22 protein-coding genes and 1 other RNA gene are annotated in these 23605 nt (G+C 62.1%); 10 read left to right on the forward strand and 13 right to left on the reverse strand.

Annotated elements, in window-relative coordinates:
* The first annotated feature begins 104 nt into the window (after window positions 1-104).
* Genes QN222_RS12090 through QN222_RS12100 form a run of 3 tightly spaced genes read left to right on the forward strand, consistent with a single transcriptional unit; the run spans window position 105 to window position 3099 of the window.
* On the forward strand, window positions 105-1325 hold the full coding sequence (locus tag QN222_RS12090) for an NAD-dependent epimerase/dehydratase family protein (protein ID WP_283961317.1): 1221 nt from the start codon (window positions 105-107) through the stop codon (window positions 1323-1325).
* On the forward strand, window positions 1322-2200 hold the full coding sequence (locus QN222_RS12095; protein ID WP_283961318.1) for a glycosyltransferase: 879 nt from the start codon (window positions 1322-1324) through the stop codon (window positions 2198-2200). The genes QN222_RS12090 and QN222_RS12095 overlap by 4 nt, the downstream gene beginning before the upstream one ends.
* Window positions 2197-3099 carry an NAD(P)-dependent oxidoreductase gene (locus QN222_RS12100; RefSeq protein WP_283961319.1) on the forward strand — a complete coding sequence of 301 codons (903 nt, stop codon included), beginning with the start codon at window positions 2197-2199 and terminating at the stop codon, window positions 3097-3099. The genes QN222_RS12095 and QN222_RS12100 overlap by 4 nt, the downstream gene beginning before the upstream one ends.
* A gap of 195 nt (window positions 3100-3294) precedes the next feature.
* Here the strand turns inward: QN222_RS12100 and QN222_RS12105 are convergent, their stop codons facing one another.
* The 4 genes from QN222_RS12105 to ruvC all read right to left on the reverse strand — a co-directional run bounded on the left by QN222_RS12105 (window position 3295) and on the right by ruvC (window position 6595).
* Window positions 3295-4197 carry a metallophosphoesterase gene (locus QN222_RS12105; RefSeq protein ID WP_283961320.1) on the reverse strand — a complete coding sequence of 301 codons (903 nt, stop codon included), beginning with the start codon at window positions 4195-4197 and terminating at the stop codon, window positions 3295-3297.
* 1 nt (window position 4198) lies between these two features.
* A complete protein-coding gene (ruvB, locus tag QN222_RS12110; protein ID WP_283961321.1) occupies window positions 4199-5239 on the reverse strand; it encodes a Holliday junction branch migration DNA helicase RuvB in 1041 nt (346 codons plus the stop codon).
* 163 nt (window positions 5240-5402) lie between these two features.
* On the reverse strand, window positions 5403-6020 hold the full coding sequence (gene ruvA, locus QN222_RS12115; RefSeq protein WP_283961322.1) for a Holliday junction branch migration protein RuvA: 618 nt from the start codon (window positions 6018-6020) through the stop codon (window positions 5403-5405).
* A gap of 62 nt (window positions 6021-6082) precedes the next feature.
* Window positions 6083-6595, reverse strand: a complete 513-nt coding sequence (gene ruvC, locus QN222_RS12120; protein WP_283961323.1) for a crossover junction endodeoxyribonuclease RuvC — start codon at window positions 6593-6595, stop codon at window positions 6083-6085.
* Between the two features lie 168 nt (window positions 6596-6763).
* On the opposite strand from ruvC, the gene QN222_RS12125 reads away from it, so the two are divergent.
* Window positions 6764-7765, forward strand: coding sequence for an LLM class flavin-dependent oxidoreductase (locus QN222_RS12125; RefSeq protein ID WP_283961324.1), 1002 nt, complete (start codon window positions 6764-6766; stop codon window positions 7763-7765).
* A 167-nt stretch (window positions 7766-7932) separates the two neighbouring features.
* Here QN222_RS12125 and QN222_RS12130 read toward each other — a convergent pair whose 3' ends face one another.
* On the reverse strand, window positions 7933-8679 hold the full coding sequence (locus QN222_RS12130; protein WP_283961325.1) for a YebC/PmpR family DNA-binding transcriptional regulator: 747 nt from the start codon (window positions 8677-8679) through the stop codon (window positions 7933-7935).
* Between the two features lie 139 nt (window positions 8680-8818).
* Entirely contained in the window at window positions 8819-9652 is an 834-nt protein-coding gene (locus QN222_RS12135) for an MBL fold metallo-hydrolase (protein WP_283961326.1), read from the reverse strand.
* A gap of 213 nt (window positions 9653-9865) precedes the next feature.
* On the opposite strand from QN222_RS12135, the gene QN222_RS12140 reads away from it, so the two are divergent.
* Complete coding sequence (locus tag QN222_RS12140; RefSeq protein WP_336621023.1) at window positions 9866-10495, forward strand: nucleotidyltransferase family protein; 630 nt, start codon at window positions 9866-9868, stop codon at window positions 10493-10495.
* A 113-nt stretch (window positions 10496-10608) separates the two neighbouring features.
* Here QN222_RS12140 and QN222_RS12145 read toward each other — a convergent pair whose 3' ends face one another.
* The 4 genes from QN222_RS12145 to QN222_RS12160 all read right to left on the reverse strand — a co-directional run bounded on the left by QN222_RS12145 (window position 10609) and on the right by QN222_RS12160 (window position 16646).
* Window positions 10609-13788: a multidrug efflux RND transporter permease subunit gene (locus tag QN222_RS12145; protein WP_283961327.1), complete on the reverse strand. Its 3180-nt coding sequence runs from the start codon at window positions 13786-13788 to the stop codon at window positions 10609-10611.
* The gene (locus tag QN222_RS12150) at window positions 13785-14945 is read right to left on the reverse strand and encodes an efflux RND transporter periplasmic adaptor subunit (protein WP_283961328.1); all 1161 of its coding nucleotides are present in this window, start codon (window positions 14943-14945) and stop codon (window positions 13785-13787) included. The genes QN222_RS12145 and QN222_RS12150 overlap by 4 nt, the downstream gene beginning before the upstream one ends.
* A gap of 288 nt (window positions 14946-15233) precedes the next feature.
* Window positions 15234-16058 carry a TIGR00282 family metallophosphoesterase gene (locus QN222_RS12155; RefSeq protein WP_180939019.1) on the reverse strand — a complete coding sequence of 275 codons (825 nt, stop codon included), beginning with the start codon at window positions 16056-16058 and terminating at the stop codon, window positions 15234-15236.
* Between the two features lie 6 nt (window positions 16059-16064).
* Window positions 16065-16646: a 5-formyltetrahydrofolate cyclo-ligase gene (locus QN222_RS12160; RefSeq protein ID WP_283961329.1), complete on the reverse strand. Its 582-nt coding sequence runs from the start codon at window positions 16644-16646 to the stop codon at window positions 16065-16067.
* A 294-nt stretch (window positions 16647-16940) separates the two neighbouring features.
* On the opposite strand from QN222_RS12160, the gene QN222_RS12165 reads away from it, so the two are divergent.
* Both QN222_RS12165 and QN222_RS12170 read left to right on the forward strand, forming a co-directional pair.
* Entirely contained in the window at window positions 16941-17156 is a 216-nt protein-coding gene (locus QN222_RS12165) for a transcriptional regulator (protein WP_283961330.1), read from the forward strand.
* 281 nt (window positions 17157-17437) lie between these two features.
* Complete coding sequence (locus QN222_RS12170) at window positions 17438-18364, forward strand: LysR family transcriptional regulator (protein WP_283961369.1); 927 nt, start codon at window positions 17438-17440, stop codon at window positions 18362-18364.
* Window positions 18365-18455: 91 nt separating this feature from the next.
* Here the strand turns inward: QN222_RS12170 and ssrS are convergent.
* The 3 genes from ssrS to QN222_RS12185 all read right to left on the reverse strand — a co-directional run bounded on the left by ssrS (window position 18456) and on the right by QN222_RS12185 (window position 19432).
* A non-coding RNA gene (gene ssrS / locus QN222_RS12175) (6S RNA) lies at window positions 18456-18614 on the reverse strand.
* 160 nt (window positions 18615-18774) lie between these two features.
* Window positions 18775-19152, reverse strand: a complete 378-nt coding sequence (locus QN222_RS12180) for a cell division protein ZapA (protein ID WP_283961331.1) — start codon at window positions 19150-19152, stop codon at window positions 18775-18777.
* A 10-nt stretch (window positions 19153-19162) separates the two neighbouring features.
* Entirely contained in the window at window positions 19163-19432 is a 270-nt protein-coding gene (locus tag QN222_RS12185) for a DUF4164 domain-containing protein (protein WP_283961332.1), read from the reverse strand.
* Between the two features lie 519 nt (window positions 19433-19951).
* Here QN222_RS12185 and tkt point away from each other — a divergent pair.
* From tkt to QN222_RS12200, 3 genes are all read left to right on the forward strand, one after another.
* Window positions 19952-21934, forward strand: a complete 1983-nt coding sequence (tkt, locus tag QN222_RS12190) for a transketolase (protein ID WP_283961333.1) — start codon at window positions 19952-19954, stop codon at window positions 21932-21934.
* A 70-nt stretch (window positions 21935-22004) separates the two neighbouring features.
* Window positions 22005-23015, forward strand: coding sequence for a type I glyceraldehyde-3-phosphate dehydrogenase (gene gap / locus QN222_RS12195; protein ID WP_283961334.1), 1011 nt, complete (start codon window positions 22005-22007; stop codon window positions 23013-23015).
* Window positions 23016-23020: 5 nt separating this feature from the next.
* A complete protein-coding gene (locus QN222_RS12200; protein WP_283961335.1) occupies window positions 23021-23596 on the forward strand; it encodes a putative glycolipid-binding domain-containing protein in 576 nt (191 codons plus the stop codon).
* Window positions 23597-23605: the final 9 nt, after the last annotated feature.

Below are 23605 nucleotides of genomic sequence, written 5' to 3' on the forward strand. Positions count from 1 at the left end.
TTTTCCTGTGCAGGAACAAAAAGCCATTTGCAAGCATTGCAGCTTTGTCACAATCCTATCCTATCACCTCACCATGTCCTTCTTCGCGATCAGGAGAACCGTGCATGAAGATTGCAATCCTCGGCGGTGATGGTTTCGTCGGCTGGCCGACCGCGCTGCATCTGTCCGATGCGGGCCATGACATCCACATCCTCGACAATCTTTCCCGCCGCTGGATCGATACGGAACTCGGCGTCCAGTCGCTGACCCCGATGGATTCCATCCAGGAGCGCACACGCATCTGGCATGCCGAGACTGGCCGGCGCATCCACTTCAACCTGATCGACCTCGCCCGCGACTACGAGCTTCTCAAGAACTGGCTCGCCGAGCATCGGCCGGATGCGATCGTCCATTTCGCCGAGCAGCGCGCCGCCCCCTATTCGATGAAGAGCGATCGGCACAAGAACTACACGGTCAACAATAACGTCAACGCCACGCACAATCTCCTCAATGCGCTGGTGGAACTAAGCCTCGACGCCCACCTCGTGCATCTCGGGACCATGGGCGTCTATGGTTATTCGACCGTCGGCGCGGCGATTCCCGAGGGCTATCTGCCGGTCGGAATCGAGACGACGGACGGCGAGACCGTCAGCCAGGAGATCCTTTATCCGTCCAATCCCGGCTCGATCTACCACATGACCAAGTGTCTCGATCAGCTTCTCTTCCAGTTCTACGCCAAGAACGACGGCCTCAGGATCACCGACCTGCACCAGGGCATCGTCTGGGGCACGCATACCGAGCAGACGCGCCGGCATCAGCAGCTGATTAACCGCTTCGACTATGACGGCGACTACGGCACGGTGCTCAACCGCTTCCTGATCCAGGCGGCGATCGGCTACCCGCTGACGGTTCACGGCACCGGTGGCCAGACCCGCGCCTTCATCCATATCCAGGATTCGGTTCGCTGCATCGAGCTCGCGCTCAACAATCCGCCCGCGCGCGGCAACCGTGTCGAGATTTTCAACCAGATGACCGAGACGCATCGCGTCCGTGATCTCGCCGAAATGATCGCCGCGATGACCGGATCCAGGATCGCCTGGCTTCCCAATCCGCGAAAAGAGGCGGCAGAGAACGACCTGGTGGTCCACAACGAGAAATTCCTGGCGCTTGGCCTCGATCCGATCCGTCTTCAGGACGGACTGCTCTCGGAAATCGTCGATGTGGCAAAGAAATTCGCCTACCGTGTCGATCGTTCGCGTGTCCCGGCAGTCTCCGCCTGGACGAAGGATATCGCACCGTTGATCAATCACGATCCGGAAGGCAAGCGGCTGAAATCCGTTTCATGACCCCTGCGACGCCTCAGCCGGGGGGGCTCAGCCCCTCCTCGCCTCCTGCCGCCCGCCACGCCTTCGTGACGCTCGTCACCAATGCCGACTATGCGCTCGGCGCACGCGCATTATTGCGGTCGATCCGGCTGACCCGAACGCCAGCCGATATCGTCGTGCTCTACACCGGTGGGGTGGATGCCGCCGTGCTCGAGCCACTCACGGAATTCGACTGCCGCCTCGTCGAAACGGAGCTCCTGCCGCTGTCCGACGACTTCAACGCCCGCCATGCGCGCCGCAACGTCCACGAGAAGGCGCCCTTCACCAAGGGCAGGAAACCCCAATTCCACTCGCCGCTCGACAATTTCTGCAAGCTCCGGCTCTGGCAGCTCGTCGAATACGAGCGCTGCGTCTTCATCGACGCCGACGCGATCGTTCTGCGCAACATCGACAAGCTCTTCCGCTACCCGGAATTTTCCGCGGCGCCCAACGTCTATGAGAGCCTTGGCGATTTTCACCGGCTGAATTCCGGCGTCTTCGTCGCGGAACCATCGATCGCGACATTCGACAAGATGCTCGCGATGTTGGACGCGCCGGGGGCCTTCTGGCCGCGCACCGACCAGACCTTCCTGCAGGGCTTCTTTCCCGACTGGCACGGCCTGCCGGTGACGATGAACATGCTGCAATATGTCTGGTTCAATCTGCCAGCGCTCTGGGACTGGCGCTCCATCGGCGTACTGCATTACCAGTATGAGAAACCGTGGGAGGCTGATCACCCGCGCACCGAGGCTCTTCGCCCGCTGATCGAGCTCTGGCATGCCTACCTGACCGGAGAGAATATTCCGGATCTCACTACGCTCGATAATCCGGCACCAACCGGCAGCGTGTCCGGATGACCCGCGTTCTTGTTTCCGGGGGCACCGGCTTCGTCGGCCGCTTCATCGTCGAGCACCTCATCGCCCGCGGCTACAAGGTTGCTGTCGGCGGTCGCATGCCCCCGCCCGCGGGGTTCTTCTCGCAGCCGATCCCCCATGTTCCGCTCCGCCTCGACCCGGATGCCGACCAGATCGCCGCTTTCGACGACATCTATTATTTCGTCCATGCCGCCTTCGAGCACGTCGAGGGCAAGTATCGTGGCGGCGAAGGCGCGGACCCGGAAGGCTTCCGGCACGCCAATCTCGACGGCTCGGTCCGTCTCTTCGAGGAGGCACGCGCTGCCGGGGTTCGCCGCTGCGTGTTTCTGTCGAGCCGCGCCGTCTATGGTGAAACGCCGCCCCCGATTGTAGACGAAACGTCGCCGGCGATGCCCGACACGCTCTACGGGACAGTAAAGCTGGCCGGCGAAGACGCCTTGAAAGCAATGACCGGCCACGGCTTCGCCACCACCAGCTTGCGCGTGACCGGTGTCTACGGGCCGGCGGGTCCCGGGCGGAAGCACAAATGGAGCATGCTCTTCGCCGAATATCTCGCCGGCAAGACCGTTCCGCCACGCGCCGGCACCGAGGTTCACGGCGACGATGTAGCCCAGGCGGTGAGACTTGTGTTGGAGGCGGAGACCGCCAAAGTCTCCGGCAGAGTCTTCAATGTCTCGGACGTGCTCACCGACAACCGAGAGATCCTCTCCCTTCTCCAGAAGGCGACCGGTTGCTCCCATCCGCTGCCGCCTGCGGCGGAGACGGCCGCCTTCAAGGGAATGTCGACGGATAGGCTGCGTGCCCTCGGCTGGATGCCCGGCGGACCCGAACGTCTGGCGGCAACGATCATGGAAATGGTGAGGGATGTCCGATCACAATAGAGGCTGCGAAACCCGGTTATTGCCCCTCACCCTAACCCTCTTGCCGCAAGCGGTGAGAGGGTACAGGAGCGTGCTGCGACGCCCTTCGCAATCCGGTTAATGCTGCGCGGGGCGGCGCAGCTTCTCCCTTCTCCCCGTCAAAACGGGGAGAAGGTGGCGGCAGCCGGATGAGGGGCCGATCTCGCGAAAAGCACTCTACCCCAGATCAACCACGACAATTTCCGGCGGGACCCCAAATCGGATCGGCGCGATCGAACAGCCGAGACCGCCTGAGACGATCAGATTGCGATCCTCTTCGACGATATGGCCATAGGCATACCGGTCGCCAAAGCGGGACGGCACGACTGGCGCGAGACCGGCAAACCGAACCTGTCCGCCATGGGTATGGCCGGACAGCGTCAAGGAGACCCGCGCCGGCACTTTCGGAAAGATGTCGGGCTCGTGTGCGAGAAGAATGACCGGCGCGTTGTCGCTCACCTGCGCCAGTGTGCCGTCGAGATCATCAAGGCCCGTCATGGAGCGCCGGCCCCACTTCTTGCCGGGCCGAAGAGCAAGCTGATCCTCGAGACCGGCGAGCCAGAACCCATAGCCCTCCTTCTCCAGGCGAATGGCGCGGTTGCTGTGGACCGGAATGCCGACTTTCGCCAGTGCCCGGTGGCCGAAGGTTTCGCCGCCGCCGTTCTTCTGGGCGGTCCTGTCCTCCCACCAGTCGTGATTACCCATGATCGCATGGACGCCAAGCGGAGCCTTGAGTGTCGCGAGCGCTTTCGACCATTCGCTGGAGTGGACATAGCGCGTGACGAGGTTCATGCCCGAGGCATAGTCTCCGAGCAAAACCGTGATGTCGCCGCCGAGATCGTTCGCCTGCGCGCAGATGGAGGCGATACGCCTGGAGGACATCCACGGCTCGCAGGCATGAAGATCGGCAAGCGCGACCACACGAAGCTTCAGACCGGGCGTCCAACCGGGCGGGGTCAGGTGATAGCGTGCGATGTTCAGCCGCCCGAGTGGCTCGATGGCAAAGGCATAGCTGCCGAGGGCCGCGAAGCTCGCGAAACCGCCCCCGAGCGTCTGCAGGAATCCTCGGCGTGTGAACATTTCAGTCGTCCTCGAGCGTCAGACGGAATTGCGTCGCCTCGATGTCCTTCGGCGGGTTGAGGCCGAGATGTTTCCAGGCGTTCGCCGTCAGCACCCGGCCGCGCGGCGTGCGCTGTATGAAGCCCTGCTGGATCAGATAGGGTTCGATAATATCCTCGATCGCATCGCGCGGCTCGGAAAGACCAGCCGCGATCGTATCGATGCCCACCGGGCCACCACCGAAATTCTGGGCAATCATGGTCAGATAGCGACGGTCGAGCTGGTCGAGCCCCATATTGTCGACCAGCAACCGCGTCAGCGCCTCGTCGGCAAGCTCCCGAGTCACCGCCTCGACCCGCGCCACTTCGGCGAAGTCGCGCACCCGCCGCAGGAGCCGACCGGCGATGCGCGGCGTGCCGCGTGCCCGGCGGGCGATTTCGCGCGCACCCTCGTCGGTCATGCCGAGGCCCATCAGCCGTGCGCCACGGCGCACGATCAGCTCCAGTTCCTCGACCGTGTAGAAATTGAGACGGACCGGAATGCCGAAGCGGTCGCGCAACGGCGTCGTCAGCAGACCGAGGCGCGTGGTCGCCGCCACCAGCGTAAACTTGGACAGATCGATCTTGACCGAACGCGCCGCCGGTCCCTCGCCGATGATAAGGTCCAGCTGGAAGTCCTCCATGGCCGGATAGAGGATTTCCTCGACCGCGGGGTTCAGACGGTGGATTTCGTCGATGAACAGCACGTCGCGCTCTTCGAGATTGGTAAGCAGCGCCGCGAGATCGCCGGCCTTGGCGATAACCGGCCCAGAGGTCGACCGGAAGTTGACGCCGAGTTCCTTGGCCATGATCTGTGCGAGCGTCGTCTTGCCGAGACCGGGCGGGCCGACAAAGAGCACGTGGTCGAGCGCCTCGCCGCGATTGCGCGCCGCTTCGATGAAGATCTTGAGGTTCGCCCGCGCCTCCGCCTGGCCGGTGAACTCGTCCAGCGACTGCGGACGCAGCGTCGCATCGACGTCCTCGCCTCGCTTTTCCGGCGCAATCAGGCGTGCGGCTTCACTCATGTCAAACTTCCATTTCGGACTGGACCGCGCCCCTGCGCGGTCCCCGCACCAAGCCGATCACCGCCACCGTTTCCACGCGCTCAACCATATTGTCATCGCATTGCCGGATCCAGCGCGGATCGCGTCATTCCATTGCTTTGTGGCCGCAGGAGGGCCTGCGCCCTCACCGTGCCAGTTCCTTCAGCCCGAGACGGATAAGCCTGGCGCTGTCGCCGCCCGCGCCGCCGTTCTTCAAGGCCGCCGCAACGGCATTTGCGGCCTGGTCGCGCGAATAGCCGAGATTGGTCAGGGCCGAAACGGCGTCCGCGACCGGAGCCGAGGCAACCCCTTCGCCCAATTCCTGCTTGAGGCTGATCGCGGCCGATGGCTCGCCGGCAAAGGCAGGCGCCCTGTTCTTGAGTTCGGTGACGATGCGTACGGCCACCTTGGGGCCGACGCCCGGGGCGCGCGAGACCGAGGTCTTGTCCTGCAGCGCGATCGCGCTCGCAAGCTCGCTGGGCGTCAGCGTCGAAAGTACCGCGAGGGCCACTTTGGACCCCACGCCCTGGACGCTCTGGAGCAGGCGGAACCACTCGCGCTCGAGTGCAGTCAGAAAGCCAAAAAGCTTGAGCTGGTCCTCGCGCACATAGGTCTCGATGAAGAGCACCGCCGCCTCGCCCGCCGATCCGAGCTTGCCGAGGGTGCGTGCCGAACAATGGGCGACATATCCGACGCCGTGCACGTCGAGAACGACGTGATCTTCGCCGATTTCGTCAATGGTGCCCTTGAGCTTGCCGATCATCTGATCTTGTCTTTCTGGATGGGTTTGGACCGTAGCCGTTTAAACAGATTCCGACAGGTGGCCTAGCCGGCAAGAGCCGCAAGCCGGCTGGTGATCGCCTGCCGGTTGTGCGCGTGGCAAATGGCGATGGCGAGCGCGTCGGCGGCATCGTTGCCCTTGAACTCAACCTTTGGCATCAGAACCTTCAGCATCATGTGGATCTGCTGCTTCTCGCCATGGCCGACGCCGATCACCGCCTTCTTGACGGCGTTGGGGGCATACTCCGCCACTCTGAGACCCGCGCGCGCCGGGACGAGCATCGCGATGCCGCGAGCCTGGCCGAGCTTCAGCGTCGCCGTCGCGTCCTTGTTGACGAAGGTCTGCTCTACGGCGGCTTCGTGGGGCTGGTAGCCGTGCACGACGTCGGCAAGCCCGTCATGCAATTGGCACAGGCGTGATGCCAGGTCCATCTCGCCGTCGGATGTCACCGTACCGGAGGCTACGAAACGCAGCGAATTGCCCAAGGTTTCGATGATGCCCCAACCGGTGCGCCGAAGGCCCGGATCGATGCCGATGATGCGAATCGTGTTCTGCATGTCTCACCCTATGTCGGTCAGCCGGACGCTGCCAGCAAAAAGTGAACAAAACAAAAACATTACACAGGAATGGCCGACGGCGCCGCGAAAACGGCTTCTAGCTCTTGGCTTTAAGAAACTTGAACCTACATTGCGATCGATCAATTTCTCTTAATTGAAGGTCTTGCCATGATCCCCTTCTCCGTTCTCGACCTGTCGCCAATCACCGAGGGCGGCAGCGTCGCCCAGTCGCTCGAAAACTCGCGTCGGCTGGCGGTCGCCGCCGAGGAGCACGGCTACAAGCGCTTCTGGCTGGCCGAACATCACGGAATGAAGGGGATTGCGAGCGCTGCGACGTCGCTGGTGATTTCCCACGTGGCGTCGGCGACACGATCGATCCGTGTCGGCTCGGGCGGAATCATGCTGCCCAATCATTCGCCCCTCGTCATCGCTGAGCAATTCGGCACGCTCGCCGCGCTCTATCCGGGCCGCATCGATCTCGGCCTTGGCCGCGCGCCCGGCACCGACATGCGGACGGCACAGGCGCTCCGGCGCAACATGGAGGCGAGCGCCAACAATTTTCCGAACGATGTCGTGGAGCTCCAGGCGCTGCTCGGCCCCGTCACCGAAGACCAGAAGATCATCGCCGTGCCCGGCGCCGATTCCAACGTGCCGATCTGGCTGCTCGGTTCCAGCCACTTCAGCGCTCACCTCGCCGGCATGCTCGGCCTTCCCTTCGCATTCGCCTCGCATTTCGCACCCGACATGCTGCTCACCGCCCTCGAAATCTACCGCGAGCGCTTCACGCCATCGCCGCAACTCGACAAGCCGCATGTGATGGTTGGCGTCATGGGCGTTGCTGCCGATACCGACGACGAGGCGAACTATCTCTTCACTTCCATGCAGCAGTCCTTCGCGGCACTCCGCCGCAATGCGCGCGGCCGCTTCCCGCCGCCGGTCAAATCCATGGATGGGCTCTGGAGTGGTGACGAGAAGATCTTCGTCGACCACGCCATGACCTATGCCGTGGTGGGCGGTCCTGAAACGATCCGCAGCAAGATCCGGACGTTCATCGAGCAGACCAAAGCCGACGAGTTGATCATATCCATGCCGATCTTCGACATGGAAGCGCGGCTGCATTCCTTGGAGCTGTTTGGCGAGGCGCAGCGCCAACTCGCTGCGGCCGCTTGAAGCTGAAACAGAAAGACCCGCGCTCCATCGAGAACGCGGGTCGTTTTCGTCAGATCAAAGAAACGTTAGAGCAATTCCAGGGAAAGTGTGTAGCGGTTTTCCGTCCGGAATTGCGTAGTTTCAAAGAGTTAGATCATTTCAGTGTTTCAATGAAACAATGAAATGATCTAGGCGGAAAGCTTGGCAAGGATCTCGTCGGAGACTTCGAAGTTCGAATAGACGTTCTGGACGTCGTCGTCGTCTTCAAGGTTGTCGATCAGCTTCATCAGCGACTGTGCCTTTTCCTCGTCCACCGGCACGGTGTTCTGTGCCTTCCAGATCGCCTTGACGGTTTCCGCTTCGCCAAGAACGTCTTCGAGAGCCTTGGAGACTTCGCCGATATTCTCAAAGCCGCAGATGATCGTGTGGCCGTCCTCGTCCGTCGTCACATCATCGGCACCGGCTTCGATCGCCGCTTCCATGACCTTGTCGGCATCGCCGACGGAAAGCTTGTAGGTGATTTCGCCAACGCGATCGAAGGAGAAGGAAACCGAGCCGGTTTCGCCGAGTGCACCGCCAGCCTTGGTGAAGGTCGAACGGACATTGGAGGCGGTGCGGTTGCGGTTGTCGGTCAGCGCCTCGACGATGACGGCGACGCCGCCCGGGCCGTAGCCCTCGTAACGGACTTCCTCGTAGTTCTCCGCATCACCACCCGACGCCTTCTTGATCGCCCGCTCGATGTTGTCCTTCGGCATCGACTGCGCCTTGGCGTTCTGGATCGCCAGCCTGAGGCGCGGGTTCATCGCCGGGTCTGCCATGCCCGACTTTGCGGCGACCGTGATTTCGCGCGCGAGCTTGGAAAACATTTTCGAGCGCACCGCATCCTGACGGCCCTTGCGGTGCATGATGTTCTTGAACTGTGAATGGCCAGCCATGGCGCCCTCTGCATGCATGAATTTATTGGGATGGGGCGCCTTATAGTTTTATTGCCGCGCCCCGTCCAGCAGGGGGCGTCGTCTTTTCAATGCGCGCAAATCCGGCGCCGTCAAAGCGCAACTCGCCGCCGTGGGCGGCTCAGGCACCCCGGAGAACATAGATCAGCGGCTTGCTCGGCAGGGAGCGCAGCGACACCTTGACGCTCGACCCCGTGGCAAAGCTCTTGTCGTAATCGTCGCCGAACATCGCCAGAAAGTCGTTGATCAACGGCGGCCGGTGCATCGGCAGGATCAGCGCCGCACGCAGGCGGGATACGACACGGCTCATGCTTTCAGCGCCCATGGTCAGGCCGCCATCCACCGGTACCATCAGCACGTCGAGCCGGCCGATCTGGCGGTAATGGCTGTCGTCGAGTTCGTAATGCAGGTGGCCGAGATGGCCGATGCAGAGGCCGGCAACCTCGAAGATGAAGATCGAATTGCCGTCGTGTTCCATGGCTCCGTAGCCGGAGCGTATATCCGTCGTGACATTGCGGATATAGGCGTCGCCGACGACGAGATCATGGTCGGCCGGCTCACCGTCATCGCCCCATCCATGCAGGACGTACCGGATGGCCGGGTCCGGTGTCAAAGTATAGTGGCTGGAATGGGCCTTGTTCATCGTTACCACGGTCGGTAGTGCGGGGGGCCGGAACCAGCCGTTATAGTCGGTGGCGATCGAAATGCCGCCCGGCGTTTCGATCAGGAACGTCGAATGGCCGAGATAGGTGATGTTGACTTCGCTGTCAGCCACTGTCGCCGGCGTTGCCCCCGGAACCGTGAAGCTGGCGAATGTCGCTTTCGGCGTGGCTTGCGCGATCGCCTGGCATTGGCTAACCGGTGGCGAAGGCTGCTGCGCATGCGCATGTTCCGGCCAGAACGTATGGATCAGCCAGATGGCGGCCATGGTGTAGGCAAGGTATCGGAGCAGCATCCTTCACCTCTCACACGCGTTTTTCAGCGCGTGGCAGGATCATTCAAGGTCGCCGCTCCGTCCAGCAACAAACTGGCGCTGGCGCTCACAATCGCGTCATTGTCGGCATTTCCGGAACGAGAGAGCAAATGTCACAAAGCTTCCGATCGCCGAACAAAATTGTTACTCCAGATTGTGCCAATAGGGTGCGGATGTCTGGCGCGATCCTCGAGGATGGCGGCGAACCGCGCCGAGGTACTCGTTTCTGGGAGGCAGAAAACAGCCTTCGAGCCAGGGGAAGCAATGCCGATCACTACGCAGCAGTTCATGTCCCATGTAAGGGAAAACCCTGTCAACGATAGGCTCTTGAGCACGCTTCCAAGCCTTGGCCTTCCTCATTGTGCGTTGACGGCGGGATGCCTCTTCCAGACAGTTTGGAACCTGAAGAGCGGAAACGAACCCGGGCATGGCATCAAGGACTACGACGTCTTTTACTTCGACGACAGCGACCTGTCATGGGAGGCAGAGGATCAAGCCATCCGACGCGCCAAGGACGCACTGGGAGAGCTTTCGGAAAAGGTTGAGATCAAGAACCAGGCGCGCGTTCACCTATGGTACTCAGAGAAATTCGGACGGCCATACCCCATTCTCAGGAAGGTCGAAGACGGCATCGACCGTTATCTCATCTCATGCACTCGGCTTGGCATAAACGTCGCGGACTGCCGCGTCTATTCTCCAGACAAGTTCGACGATATGTGGAACGGAGTTCTCAGGATCAATCCACTCAATGCCCAGCCGGACTTGTTCAGGAACAAGTGCCAGGAGTATCTCTCACGCTGGCCCTGGCTTGTGATCGCTGCATAGTAACGCGCAAGCTGCGCGAGCAAACAAGTCTGAGTGCCGACTTTATGGCGCTTTCTCGAATGCGCGGGCTGAGAGCGTCCTCGGCGCAGCAACTCAGGATTCGAAAGACCCATTCACTCCGCCGGTGCGCCCGGCGCTTCCTCGACGGCCTTCACGCGTTTCCGGCCAAGCGAGCGCAGCGTTACATAGAAGACGGGCGTCAGGAAAAGACCGAGAAACGTGACGCCCAACATGCCGGAAAAGACCGCCGTGCCGAGCGACTGCCGCATTTCGGCGCCGGGACCCGTCGCGATCACCAGCGGTACGACGCCGAGGATGAAGGCGAAGGCGGTCATCAGGATCGGCCGAAGCCTCAGCCGGCTTGCATCGATCGCCGCCTCGACCGGCGTCTTGCCCTCCTCCTCCCCCTGTCTGGCGAATTCGACGATCAGGATCGCGTTTTTCGCTGCAAGACCGATCAGCACGACAAGACCGATCTGCGTGAGCACGTTGTTGTCGAAACCCCGGATGGCAACGCCGAGAAGTGCGGCGAGAACGGAAAGCGGCACGATCAGGATGATCGCCAGCGGCAGCACCCAGCTTTCATATTGCGCGGCGAGCGCGAGGAACACGAAGATTACAGAAAGCGTAAAGATGAAGACGGCCGTGTTGCCGGTCTGGCGCTCCTGGAAGGCAAGCTCGGTCCACTCAAAGGTCGTTCCCTGCGGCAGGACCTGGGCGGCGAGTGCCTCCATCTTGTCAAGCGCGGTGCCGGTCGCGACGCCCGGCGCCGGATTGCCCTGGAGCGGCACGGAGACATACATGTTGTAGCGCTGGACAAGCGACGGGCCGCTGGTATCGCGGATCTCGACGAGCGTCCCGAGCGGCACCAGCGCGCCCGATGCGGAACGAACTTTCAGGGCGAGGATATCCTCCCGCTCCACCCGATATTTCTCGTCGGCCTGGGCGCGAACCTGGTAGACACGGCCGAATGCGTTGAAATCGTTGACGTAGGACGTTCCGAGATTGATCGAGAGCGTCTCGAAGATATTCGGGATCGGCACGTTCAATGCCCGTGCCTTGTCGCGGTCGATCGCCAGGAAGAATTGCGGGCTCGACGCCGAGAAAGTGGTGAAGACCCCGGTCAGCCCCTCTGTCTGGCTGGCCATGCCCATCATCTGGCGGGCAAGCCCGAGGGCGCGGCGCATGTCGGCACTCTGACGATCCATGATCTGCATCTTGAATCCGCCGGCATTGCCGATGCCGCGCACCGACGGCGGCGGAATGGCGATGATGAAGGCCTCCTGGAGGCTCTGCATCGTGCCGAAGATCTGACCGATGATCTGCGTCGCGCTCTGCCTGTTCTTGAGCCGCTCCTCGAAACTGTCGAACGGCGTGAAGATGACGCCAGCGTTGGAGGCATTGGTGAAGGTCGCGCCGCTGAAGCCGGCAAAGGCGACGGCGTCCCTGACGCCGGGCACCTCCCTGATCATCTCCGATGCCCGCCGCACGACCGCGTCGGTCCGCTCGAGCGAAGCGCCATCCGGAAGCTGGATGACGACGATGGCGTAACCCTGGTCCATGGTCGGTATGAAGCCGCGCGGCACCACCTGCGCCATGTATGCGGTGGCGCCGAGAAGGGCGACGAAGACGACGAGCGCGGCCACGAGCGCCGTCCGTGTCTTGACGAGGTGGCGCACCACCCAGCCGTAGCCATCCGCCATGCGATCGAACCCACGGTTGAAGCCGTTGGCGAAAGTCCGGCCGAGCCGCGTCAGCGGATTGCGGCTCTCATGCTCATGGTTCTCGTGCGGACGCAGCAAAACGGCGGCGAGCGCCGGCGACAGCGTCAGCGAATTGATCGCCGAGATCACCGTCGCCACCGCGATCGTCACGGCGAACTGCAGATAGAACTGCCCGGCTATGCCCGGAATGAAGGCGGTCGGCACGAACACTGCGGTCAAGACGAGCGAAATCGCGACGACTGCCGCGCCCACCTCATCCATCGTCACATGCGCCGCCTCCCTCGGGGTCAGCCCTCGCGCGAGATTGCGCTCGACGTTCTCGACGACGACGATCGCGTCATCGACGACGATGCCGATCGCAAGCACCAGCCCGAAGAGCGTCAGCATGTTCAGCGAGAATCCGAAGGCGAAAAGCAGACCGAAGGTGCCGATCAACGAGACCGGGATGGCCACGATCGGGATGATCGCCGTGCGCCAGGATTGCAGGAAAACGATCACAACGAGGGCCACGAGGATCGCGGCCTCGCCGATCGTCTTGTAGACCTCATTGATCGATTCCGCGATGAACTCTGTCGGATTGTAGATAATCCGGTATTCCAGCCCGTCCGGAAAATCCTTCGAAAGCTCCGCCATCGTTGCCTGGATCGCTTCTGCTGCGGCAAGCGCATTGGTACCGGGGCGAGAGAAGATGCCGAGCGCAACGGCCGGCTTGCCATTTAGGTAGCTGTTGGTGACGTATTCGCGCGCACCAAGCTCCACGCGGGCGACGTCCTGCAACTGCACGAGCCTGCCGTCTTCCGTTGCCTTGACGATCACGTAACGAAACTGCCGTGGATCACTGAAACGCCCGTCGGTCGTAACCGTGTACTGGAAGGCGCTGTCGGCCTGCATAGGCGGGCCGCCGATCGAACCACCCGAAACCTGGACGTTCTGCTCGCGCAGCGCCTCGACCACATCACCGGAGGTCATGCCGTAGGCGGAGAGCTTCTGCGGATCGAGCCAAACGCGCAGCGCATATTCACGCTCGCCGAACAGGGTAACATCGCCGACGCCGTCCAGCCGGACGAGAAGATCGCGGATGCGCGTGCGGGCGTAGTTGGAGACATAAAGCTGGTCGTAGCGGTCGTTCGGCGACAGCAGATGAACGACCATCATCAGGTCCGGCGAGCTCTTGGTCGTCGTCACGCCGATGCGCCGGACCTCCTCGGGCAAGCGGGGCTCGGCGACCGAAACGCGGTTCTGCACCAGCACCTGCGCCTGGTCGAGATTCGTGCCGAGCTTGAAAGTAATCGTCAGCGCCATCGACCCGTCGGCGGTCGAATAGGAGGACATGTAGAGCATGTTCTCGACGCCGTTGATTTCCTGCTCGAGCGGCGTGGCGACGGTGTTGGCGACGGTCTCGGCATCCGCCCCCGGATAGGAGGCGCGTACGACGATGGTGGGCGGTGCGATTTCCGGATATTGCGCCACCGGAAGCTGGAAATAGGCGATGCCGCCGACGATCAGCAGCACGATCGAAAGCACCGAGGCGAAGATCGGCCTGTCGACGAAGAAATGCGCGAACCTCATTGGGCGCTCTCCGCCGACTGCGCCGCTTCCTGCGGCAGCACGACGAGCTCGGGCTTCACCTTCGCGCCCGGCCTGACGCGCACGAGACCGTTGACGATGATCGTCTCCTCGCCGGTCATGCCGCTGCGAATGACCCGGTAGCCATGCAGGCGCGGCCCGAGGCGGACAGGCTTGGTCATGACGCTGCCATCCTGGGCAACCTCGTAGACGACGCGTTCGTTCTGGTCGGCCGCGACCGCCTCATCGGGAACGAGGATCGCCTGGTAGGTATTCGAGCCTTCAACCTCCACGCGCCCGAAGAGACCGGGCTGGAGGATGAATTTCGGGTTCTCAAACCGGGCCCGCAGCCGCATCGTGCCTGTCTGGTTGTCCACCCTGTTTTCCGAGAAGTCGAGCTTGCCTTCGAACGGTCGTTCGGTGGCGTCGGCGATCGTCACCAGAACGCTGAGCGCCCCGCCGCCCTCCTGTAGGGCGCTGCCTCGCTCCCGTGCGGTGCGGGCGTAGGAAAGCACACGACGCTCGTCGACATCGAAGTAGAAGTCGATCGGGTCGAGCGAAACGATGGTCGTCAACACCGTCTGATCCGCCTGGACGAGATTGCCCGGCGAGATCAGGCGTCGATCGACGCGGCCGCTCAGCGGCGCGGTGATCGTCGTGTACTCGAGATCGAGCTTGGCCCGGTCGACCGCCGCCTCGGAGCCGCGCACGTTGGCCTGCGCCGCGAGCAGCGCGCGGCGGTCGTCATCGAGCTTGGATACAGAAAGCGTGCCGCTTCCGGTGAGCGACTCCGTCCGCTTGAACGTGTTCTCCGCGAATTCAAGTGTCGATCGCGCCGCTGCAAGCGAGGCTTCGGCCTGGGAGAGCGCGGTGCGGAACGGCCGCTGGTCGATGACGAAGAGCTTGTCGCCCTTCTTCACCATCGCGCCGTCCGTGAAGAAGACCTGATCGAGATAGCCGCCGACGCGGGAACGGACCGCGACCTCGTCGACGGCTTCGAAGCGACCGATGAATTCGTCTGCGTCGATCACGTCGCGCACGACCGGCTTGGCGACGGTCACGGTCGGCGCCGGAGGCGCGTTTTGGGCCGCCGCAAGCGATGCGGCGAGCAGAAAGAACGAAACGCTGAAGATCACGGGCAACGGCCACTTTCGCAACATGCACGTCCTCCGAAAGCACTTGAAAGCCGAAATCGCCCGGCTGGATCTCGTTCGGGCTGGCGACATTGAAACCCGAGGCCGGAGCGTACGGGTGGCATTAGATGGAAAACTTGCAAACAGCGGCCGCATCCCGTGCGGCTCTGATTTTGACGCTAACCTGCCACCATTTGGCAGGGCTGTCACTTGAAAAAACGCAATTCCGGGAAGACGATACGACCACCGCAGACAGCCGGCGGCAAGCGCAAGAATCGGGCGGAAAAGTGCAAGTTCGCGCCGGCAGCGCCCGGTTTACGCCCAGAACTCGGGGATCGTTTCGCTGAGCCTCGGACCGAGCCGCAGCGGCGCGATCTTCTCCGCAAGCCCAGTGCGATCGGAAATCTCGACGCCGACGCCGCAGATGGTCGAGGGGCCGGAAGCCGCCTCGAAGCGGCCCTTCGGCATCTTGGAGATGAACCGGTTGAGCGGCTCTTCCTTGTCCATGCCGAGCGACGAGTCATAGTCGCCGCACATGCCAGCATCGCTGATATAGGCGGTGCCGCCGTTAAGGATCTGGTGGTCGGCGGTCGGAACATGGGTGTGGGTTCCGACCACGAAGCTCGCGCGGCCATCGACGAAGTGTCCGAAGCACTGCTTCTCGCTTGTGGCCTCGGCATGGAAGTCGAAGACGATGGCGTCAGCCTGCTCGCCAAGCGGACAGGCGTCGAGGATCGCCTCGGCTGCCTTGAAAGGATCATCGAGCTCGGGATGCATGAAAACCCGACCCATGACGTTGGCGACCAGCACGCGGGCGCCGTTGCGGGCAAAGAAGAGATTGGAACCACGCCCCGGCGTCCCGGCCGGGTAGTTCGCAGGGCGCAAGAATTGGTCATGCCTCTCGCAGAAGACCACCGCTTCCTTCTGATCCCAGACATGGTTGCCGGTCGTCACCACATCAGCGCCGGCATTGATCGTTTCCAGGAAGATGTCTTCGGTGATGCCGAAGCCGCCTGCGGCGTTCTCGCCGTTGACGATGACGAAGTCGAGCTTCAGGTCGCCGACCAATCCGGGCAGGCGCTCCCAGACCGCCGTGCGGCCCGTCTTGCCAACCATATCTCCCAGAAAAAGAAGTCGCATACCCGTTCAATCCTGTCTGAAATGCCGAAAACCGCTCTCCGTCAGCACCGCGTCCAGCGCGACGTCATGCGGTTCAGCCGGCACTGATGCCACTTCCTGGCAGTCGAAAGCAATCCCGATCAGTCGCGGCATGTGACCTTTGCGGCGCAATCGCTCGATTGCGCGGTCATAATAACCGGCGCCGTAGCCGATCCGGTGCCCGACCGAATCGAAGGCCGACAACGGCACGAGCATGATGTCGGGATCGAGTTCGGGCGCTTCCGGCCCTGGGCCGGTCGTACCGAAGCCGGTTTCTACCACCGCGATGCCGTCGACGAGTTCGCGGAAGACGATGGTCTTCTTGTCCACGATCACCGGCAGGCAGAGCCGGGCGCCGCGATCCTTGAGCCGCACCATCAGCGGACGGATGTCCGCTTCCGAGCGGATTGGCCAGAAACCGGAAACGACATGGCCGGGATCGAGTGCAATGATGTCGCCGGCGTGGTCGGCCATGGAAAGACTAGCCTCGATCCTCACCTCCAACGGCATTTCATCACGCAGAGCCAGGCGTTCCTTTCGTAGCGCTGCCTTCAAATCCTTCGGTGACATCCGACGACCTCTTCCTTCGGGCTTTTGCCCCTCATAGCGCAATGCGCACCGTAGCTGGAACCACGCCGCCGCCGCTTTTGCAACACCTCGCGACAATCCTGCGCGCCTTTCCCATTTCGGCACAGCATTAGCGCTCCATTTATCACAGCGCACGGTTCCGCTTTCGCACGTCAGCTTACGCGTGCAAATAAGTTAGCGTTTTCAATTAATTAGCTGAAGCTAAATCCCGCAGAAAATGCGGCGCCGCGACCTTAGAGCCAAGAGCGGGCGGGCGAGAGCGGGCAGGCAGACAAGATGAATCAACTCGATCCGCTCGAACTGCGTTGCCTCTCGCTCGCCGCCTGCGGCAGGACCAGGCAGGACATGGTGCGTGAGACGGACATTCCGATGGCGCGCATCAACGGCGCGCTCGAAGAGGCGATGCGGAAGCTTCAGGCAGGCAATCTCGCGGAAGCCATCTTTCGCGCGGCAAGGCTCGAGCTGCTTCACAACATCCAGTGGGAACGATAGAGCGACTCGAGGCGCGTGGCGTCAAGATCCGCGGACCATCGGGGCAGGCTCGGCAGGCCGGCATCCCTCAGCAATCGCGGATTGCGCCATGGTGCCTCGCAGCACGGCGCAGCGTACGGGGCCTGCCACGCGCGCCAGTGCACAAAAAGCCCTTGCAGTTGCATGACGAAGGAGGAGGCCGCGGAACCGGCGAGGAAGGGCACACTCATGAGCGGGTCTCCGGAAGGTGACAGTGTTGAATTTTCCACCCGCCGTTGACATTCGACAAACGAATTGCAAGCATAGCTGCCATCAGATTTTCTGATGGTCGTAAAATGTCTCTTCCACTCGATAGCGACCTCCTGAGAACCTTCCTTGCAGTTGCCGACGCCGGCAATCTGACCAAGGCGGCCGACAGCGTCGGGCGCACCCAGTCGGCCGTCAGCATGCAGATCAGGAAGCTTGAAGACGCGCTTGGCGACACGCTTTTCGACCGGCATTCGCGCGGGGTCGTGCTGACGACACAAGGCCGGCGTCTTGTCGACAACGCTCGGCGCATCGTGGCGCTCCTCGACGACACGGCGGCGGCCATGCGCCAGCCCGCGCTCGACGGTTCGGTCAGGATCGGGGTTCCCGAGGAATATATCAACTCCACCCTTCCAAGGGCTTTGGGCGCGTTTGCCGCCATACATCCTGGCGTGGAGGTCACGGTGCAACAGGGCACCTCGATGTCCAACCGGACGGCGCTTGAGGCAGGTGAGATCGACATTGCTGTCGTTTTCGAGCCCGGCGGGCGCACGAAGCACGAGGTCCTCATGGTGGATCCCACCGTCTGGGTGACTTCGGATCAACACGGCACACATGAGCGGCAGCCCCTGCCGATAGCCACCTACACATACGCCACAGGCGGGTGGTGCGATGAGCTGGCGTTGCAGAATCTGAAGAGGCGCGGAAAACGCAGTCGCGTCGCCTATGTCAGCCGAACGAGCGGCGGTCTGATCGCGGCCGTGGTTTCCGGCCTGGCGATCGCGCCGCTGTCGCGCAGCGCCATACCGCCCGGCTGTCGCGAACTGACCGAGGAAGATGGTTTTGGCATCGTCGACATGTCGAATGTCGTGCTGCGCACCAGACTGGAAAGCCGATCGCCGACGATCGATGCCATGGCTGACGCCATCCGCAGCGCCTTCTCGGGCACGTGGTACACATCTCCTCAAATCGACCCCGAGTAAGGGGATATGCAGCAATTCAAAGTGCCTACAGCGACCTTTGCGCGTCTGATCAGGCGCTTCGCGCTGTAGTGATCCGCCACGAAAAGGAAAGGTGCGATCCACGACGACCGGTGGATAGTTTACGATCCCGGGTGCCTACTAAGTAGGTGGGCGCCGTGTGTCCGAACCCACGAGTTCGGCCAGGGACAGCTCCCTTGAGATCGTGTATGGCCCCGGGGATTGTGATTCCTGTCGGGAAGCGCAGATCGCGGGCTCAGATATAGAGGCTCTTTGCCGTTTTCGCCAGAGGCGTTTTTTCTCTGCATGATTCCTTAAATAGAAATCGATCTAAGGACAAAATCATGCAGAGACTAAACCTGTTATAGCGACCTTTGCGCGTCCGATTGGACGCGCCGCGCTGTAGAAGACGATCAGTTGGCGGGAGCAACGGCGCGACCGTTGAGCCTGGCCGCAATGCTATGGATCTGGGCCGTCACTTCGCTGAGTGCCGAGGCCAGTGCCTCCTCGTTCCTCGCCTGTTCGGACAGCGCAACGTCGTTGCCGCTCTTCAGGCTGCCCAGTTCGGTCTCCAGGCTCTTGAGCCGGCGATTGACCTCGCTCAACTCGTCCATGACCATGATGCCGGCCATCACCGTCAGCCGCAGATCGCCGATTTCTCCAAACTGCCCCTTGAGATGGCTCACATATTGATCGAATCTCGCCGCGAGGTCGCTCAGGTGGTCTTCCTGCCCTTCCTCGCAGGCCATCCGGTAAGCCTTGCCGTCGATCGTCACCGTTACCTGAGCCATCGCGTAAACCTCAACGATCCAGCACCGCTCGAATGGTTTCCATCGCCGTCACCAGACGACGGGAAACTTCGCGGTTGACCTCTTCCAGCCGGTTGGCCCGGAACTGGGACTGGTCGAGTTCCTGTGCCAGCCGCGACCGATCGGTATTGACCCGCCGCACCTCGCCTTCGAACTCGCTCAAATCCCGTTCCTTGTCGAAACGACCGTCGATCGCGCCCTCGAGCGACTGGACCGCGTTCCGTAGCTCCTCGATCGCCGCTTTGACCGTCTTTGCCGGCATGCTCCGATACCTCGCTAGAGCGGGATGAGGAAATGTGTGAAGCGGATTTCCGCCCCGCTCTAAATCAATCTGCCACTGCATGATTCCTTAAATCGAAATCGATTTTAAGAACAAAATCATGCAGCATTTCAAAGTGCTACAGCGACCTTGGCGCGTCCCATTGGACGCGCGGCGCTGTAGAGTCGTCTGCACGTTCCCCGAACGCGGCGCTCCGAAAGAGCCGAATCGCCAGACGCAGTCCGCTGCTTCGCCTCGGTTCTTTTTTAAACCCATTATATAAGCCTCAACAATGCCCCGTGCGGCAAAACGCCGTCGGAAGCTGTGGATCATTGCTCCCGAGCAATCGCACTCATACTGTATGCTGCCGCACAAGAACGATATCGAAAGCACGTCGCCATTTGGCCGCGGAAGGCCCGTATTTATTGACTCGCGTGGAGCACCTGCTATGTGTCTGCCGCTTCTCATACGGTCTTGGAGGATAGAGACCGTCCCTGACCACCGAACCCAAACGGAACAGTCATGATCTCTCGCGAAAAACACGATCGGATGGCAAATGCGATCCGCTTCCTTTCCATGGACGCCGTCGAGAAGGCAAATTCAGGTCATCCAGGTCTCCCGATGGGCGCTGCCGATATCGCAACCGTCCTCTTCACGCGGTACCTGAGCTTCGACCCCAAGAATCCCGCGTGGCCCAACCGCGACCGTTTCGTGCTTTCGGCCGGTCACGGCTCGATGCTGCTCTACTCGCTGCTCTATCTCACGGGCTACGAAGACATCACCATCGACGAGATCAAGAACTTCCGCCAGCTTGGCTCGCGCACGGCCGGCCACCCGGAATACGGCCATGCGGCCGGCATCGAGACCACCACCGGTCCGCTCGGCCAGGGTATCGCCAATTCGGTCGGCATGGCGATCGCCGAGCGCAAGCTGCGTGACGAGTTCGGCAGCGACCTGATGGAGCACTACACCTACGTGCTCGCCGGCGACGGCTGCCTGATGGAAGGCGTCAGCCAGGAAGCGATCGCGCTGGCCGGCCACCTCAAGCTCAACAAGCTGATCGTCTTCTGGGACGACAACAACATCTCGATCGACGGCCCGATCTCGATCGCGGATTCGACCGACCAGCACGCGCGCTTCCGCGCTTGCAACTGGAACACCATCGCGGTCGACGGCCACGATCCGGACGCGATCGCCGCCGCGATCGAACAGGCCCAGAAGTCCGACAAGCCGACGATGATCGCCTGCAAGACCGTCATTGGCTTCGGCGCCCCGAACAAGGCCGGTACGCACAAGGTCCATGGTTCGCCGCTCGGCGCCGACGAAATCGCCGCCACCCGCAAGGCGCTTGGCTGGGAAGCCGAGGCCTTTACCGTTCCCTCGGACGTGCTCGATGCCTGGCGCCTCGCCGGCCTTCGCTCGACCAAGGCGCGCAAAGACTGGGAAGAGCGCCTCGAAAAGACCGAGACCGAGAAGAAGGCGCAGTTCATCCGGCGCTTCACCGGCGAGCTCGAAGGCAGCCTTGCCTCCGCAATCAGCGCCTACAAGCAGAAACTCGCCGAAACCAAGCCATCGCCCGCGACCCGCAAGGCCTCCGAGGACGCGCTCGAAGTCATCAACGGCGTTCTCGCCGAGACGATCGGGGGCTCTGCCGACCTCACCGGCTCGAACAACACCAAAACCAGCCAGACCCATTCGATCACGCCGGACAACTTCTCCGGCCGCTACATCCACTATGGCGTGCGCGAGCACGGCATGGCGGCGGCGATGAACGGCATGGCGTTGCACGGCGGCCTGATCCCCTATTCCGGCGGCTTCCTGATCTTCTCGGATTATTGCCGTCCGTCGATCCGCCTCGCGGCACTGATGGGCATCCGCGTCATCCACGTGTTGACGCACGATTCCATCGGTCTCGGTGAAGACGGGCCGACCCATCAGCCGGTGGAGCACATGGCTGCGCTGCGCGCCATTCCGAACCTGTTGATGTTCCGTCCCGCCGACGCGACGGAAACGGCCGAATGCTGGCAGCTTGCGCTCGAAAGCCATAACCGCCCGTCCGGCATTGCGCTGACCCGCCAGAACCTGATGGCCGTGCGCACCGAATATGAGGAAGAAAACCTCTGCGCTCACGGGGCCTATGACCTGATCTCCGCAAGCGATGCGAAGGTGACGATCTTCGCCACCGGCTCGGAAGTCGAGATCGCCGTCAAGGCCTGCCAGGCACTCACCGCCAAGGGTGTTTCGACGCGCGTCGTGTCGGTTCCCTGCTTCGAGCTCTTTGCCGAACAGAGCGAGGATTACCAGCAGGCGATCATCGGCAATTCGCCGGTCAAGATCGCGGTTGAAGCCGGCATCCGCCAGGGCTGGGATCATTTCATCGGCACCGATGGCACGTTCATCGGCATGTCGAGCTTCGGCGCTTCCGGTCCCTACAAGGACCTCTACAAGCATTTCGGCATCACGCCGGAAGCGGTCGTAGCAGCCGCGGAAGCCAAACTGTCCTGATCAAGCCGGAGGGCGCTTCCCAAGGCGCCCTCTATTCGTAAAACGCCATTCTGACAGGGAAGGACCCGACATGACAGTGAAAGTCGCCATCAACGGTTTTGGCCGCATCGGCCGCAACGTGCTCCGCGCGATCGTCGAATCCGGCCGCACAGACATCGAAGTCGTCGCCATCAACGACCTCGGCCCGGTCGAGACGAACGCCCACCTGCTGCGTTTCGATTCCATCCACGGCCGCTTCCCGGCTGACGTGAAGGTCGACGGCGACACCATCATCATCAACAACGGCAAGCCGATCAAGGTAACCGCCATCCGCAACCCGGCGGAACTGCCGCACAAGGAACTCGGCGTCGATATCGCGATGGAGTGCACCGGCATCTTCACCGCGCGCGACAAGGCGGCTGCCCACCTCGAAGCCGGCGCCAAGCGCGTCATCGTCTCGGCCCCGGCTGATGGCGCTGATCTGACCGTCGTTTACGGCGTGAACCACGACAAGCTGACGAAGGACCACCTCGTCATCTCCAACGCATCCTGCACGACCAACTGCCTGGTGCCGGTTGCCAAGGTGCTGCACGACGCCATCGGCATCGATCACGGCATGATGACGACGATCCACTCCTACACCAACGACCAGCCGTCGCTCGACCAGATGCACAAGGATCTCTACCGTGCCCGCGCCGCGGCTCTGTCGATGATTCCGACCTCGACGGGCGCTGCCAAGGCAGTCGGCCTCGTCCTGCCGGAGCTCAAGGGCAAGCTCGACGGTATCTCCGTGCGCGTGCCGACCCCGAACGTCTCGGTCGTCGACCTCAAGTTCGTCGCCAAGCGTGAGACGACCAAGGAAGAGGTCAACGCCGCCATCAAGGCTGCCGCCGACGGTCCGCTCAAGGGCGTTCTCGGCTATACGCTTCAGCCGAACGTCTCAGTCGACTTCAACCATGACCCGCATTCTTCGGTCTTCCACATGGACCAGACCAAGGTGATGGAAGGCAAGTTCGTGTCGATCCTCTCCTGGTACGACAATGAGTGGGGCTTCTCGAACCGTATGGCGGATACGGCGGTCGCCCTCGGCAAGCTCCTCTAAGACCGATGTTTCGGGCCCTTTCCTCAACGACGGTGCGATGGCGCCCGCTCGAAGGGGAAGGGCTCGAACATCTGAGCCTCAGGGCTCTCGAAGCAACGGCCGGCGCGGCCATCCGCGCCGAAAGCGTTGTCATCGGCGAACGCGGCGGCCGCCCCTATGGCCTGCGTTACCGGATCGACTGCGACGCGCATTGGCAGGTGATGTCCTTCCTGATCGATACGACAGACGGCAGGGCGCTGCATCTGCTCTCGGATCGCCAGGGACATTGGCGCGACCTCAACGGCGTCGCCCTTCCTGAATTCGACGGCTGCATCGACATCGATCTCGCCGGCACACCCTTCACCAACACGCTCCCGATCCGCAGGCTGAAGCTCAGCCGCAAGGCGGGCACGGCAAAGCTCAAAATGCTTTACGTGCCGTTCGACACCTTCGAACCCGTGATCGACGGCCAGCACTATACCTGCCTCGAAGACGGCAGGCTCTATCGTTACGAGGCCGAGGACCGGAGCTTCGCTGCCGACCTTCCCGTCGACGAGGACGGGCTTGTCACCGACTATCCCACTCTTTTCCGTAGACTTTGACCGGAGACA

It is taken from the genome of Sinorhizobium sp. 6-70, from assembly GCF_030124375.1.
Classification (GTDB): Bacteria; Pseudomonadota; Alphaproteobacteria; order Rhizobiales; family Rhizobiaceae; genus Sinorhizobium.

Bases quoted from the DNA above. Each gene is read 5' to 3' on its own strand.
- QN222_RS12090 (WP_283961317.1), top strand. From the start codon at position 105: ATGAAGATTGCAATCCTCGGCGGTGATGGTTTCGTCGGCTGGCCGACC.
- QN222_RS12095 (WP_283961318.1), top strand. From the start codon at position 1,322: ATGACCCCTGCGACGCCTCAGCCGGGGGGGCTCAGCCCCTCCTCGCCT.
- QN222_RS12100 (WP_283961319.1), top strand. From the start codon at position 2,197: ATGACCCGCGTTCTTGTTTCCGGGGGCACCGGCTTCGTCGGCCGCTTC.
- QN222_RS12105 (WP_283961320.1), bottom strand. From the start codon at position 4,197: ATGTTCACACGCCGAGGATTCCTGCAGACGCTCGGGGGCGGTTTCGCG.
- ruvB (WP_283961321.1), bottom strand. From the start codon at position 5,239: ATGAGTGAAGCCGCACGCCTGATTGCGCCGGAAAAGCGAGGCGAGGAC.
- ruvA (WP_283961322.1), bottom strand. From the start codon at position 6,020: ATGATCGGCAAGCTCAAGGGCACCATTGACGAAATCGGCGAAGATCAC.
- ruvC (WP_283961323.1), bottom strand. From the start codon at position 6,595: ATGCAGAACACGATTCGCATCATCGGCATCGATCCGGGCCTTCGGCGC.
- QN222_RS12125 (WP_283961324.1), top strand. From the start codon at position 6,764: ATGATCCCCTTCTCCGTTCTCGACCTGTCGCCAATCACCGAGGGCGGC.
- QN222_RS12130 (WP_283961325.1), bottom strand. From the start codon at position 8,679: ATGGCTGGCCATTCACAGTTCAAGAACATCATGCACCGCAAGGGCCGT.
- QN222_RS12135 (WP_283961326.1), bottom strand. From the start codon at position 9,652: ATGCTGCTCCGATACCTTGCCTACACCATGGCCGCCATCTGGCTGATC.
- QN222_RS12140 (WP_336621023.1), top strand. From the start codon at position 9,866: ATGGCGGCGAACCGCGCCGAGGTACTCGTTTCTGGGAGGCAGAAAACA.
- QN222_RS12145 (WP_283961327.1), bottom strand. From the start codon at position 13,788: ATGAGGTTCGCGCATTTCTTCGTCGACAGGCCGATCTTCGCCTCGGTG.
- QN222_RS12150 (WP_283961328.1), bottom strand. From the start codon at position 14,945: ATGTTGCGAAAGTGGCCGTTGCCCGTGATCTTCAGCGTTTCGTTCTTT.
- QN222_RS12155 (WP_180939019.1), bottom strand. From the start codon at position 16,058: ATGCGACTTCTTTTTCTGGGAGATATGGTTGGCAAGACGGGCCGCACG.
- QN222_RS12160 (WP_283961329.1), bottom strand. From the start codon at position 16,646: ATGTCACCGAAGGATTTGAAGGCAGCGCTACGAAAGGAACGCCTGGCT.
- QN222_RS12165 (WP_283961330.1), top strand. From the start codon at position 16,941: ATGAATCAACTCGATCCGCTCGAACTGCGTTGCCTCTCGCTCGCCGCC.
- QN222_RS12180 (WP_283961331.1), bottom strand. From the start codon at position 19,152: ATGGCTCAGGTAACGGTGACGATCGACGGCAAGGCTTACCGGATGGCC.
- QN222_RS12185 (WP_283961332.1), bottom strand. From the start codon at position 19,432: ATGCCGGCAAAGACGGTCAAAGCGGCGATCGAGGAGCTACGGAACGCG.
- tkt (WP_283961333.1), top strand. From the start codon at position 19,952: ATGATCTCTCGCGAAAAACACGATCGGATGGCAAATGCGATCCGCTTC.
- gap (WP_283961334.1), top strand. From the start codon at position 22,005: ATGACAGTGAAAGTCGCCATCAACGGTTTTGGCCGCATCGGCCGCAAC.
- QN222_RS12200 (WP_283961335.1), top strand. From the start codon at position 23,021: ATGTTTCGGGCCCTTTCCTCAACGACGGTGCGATGGCGCCCGCTCGAA.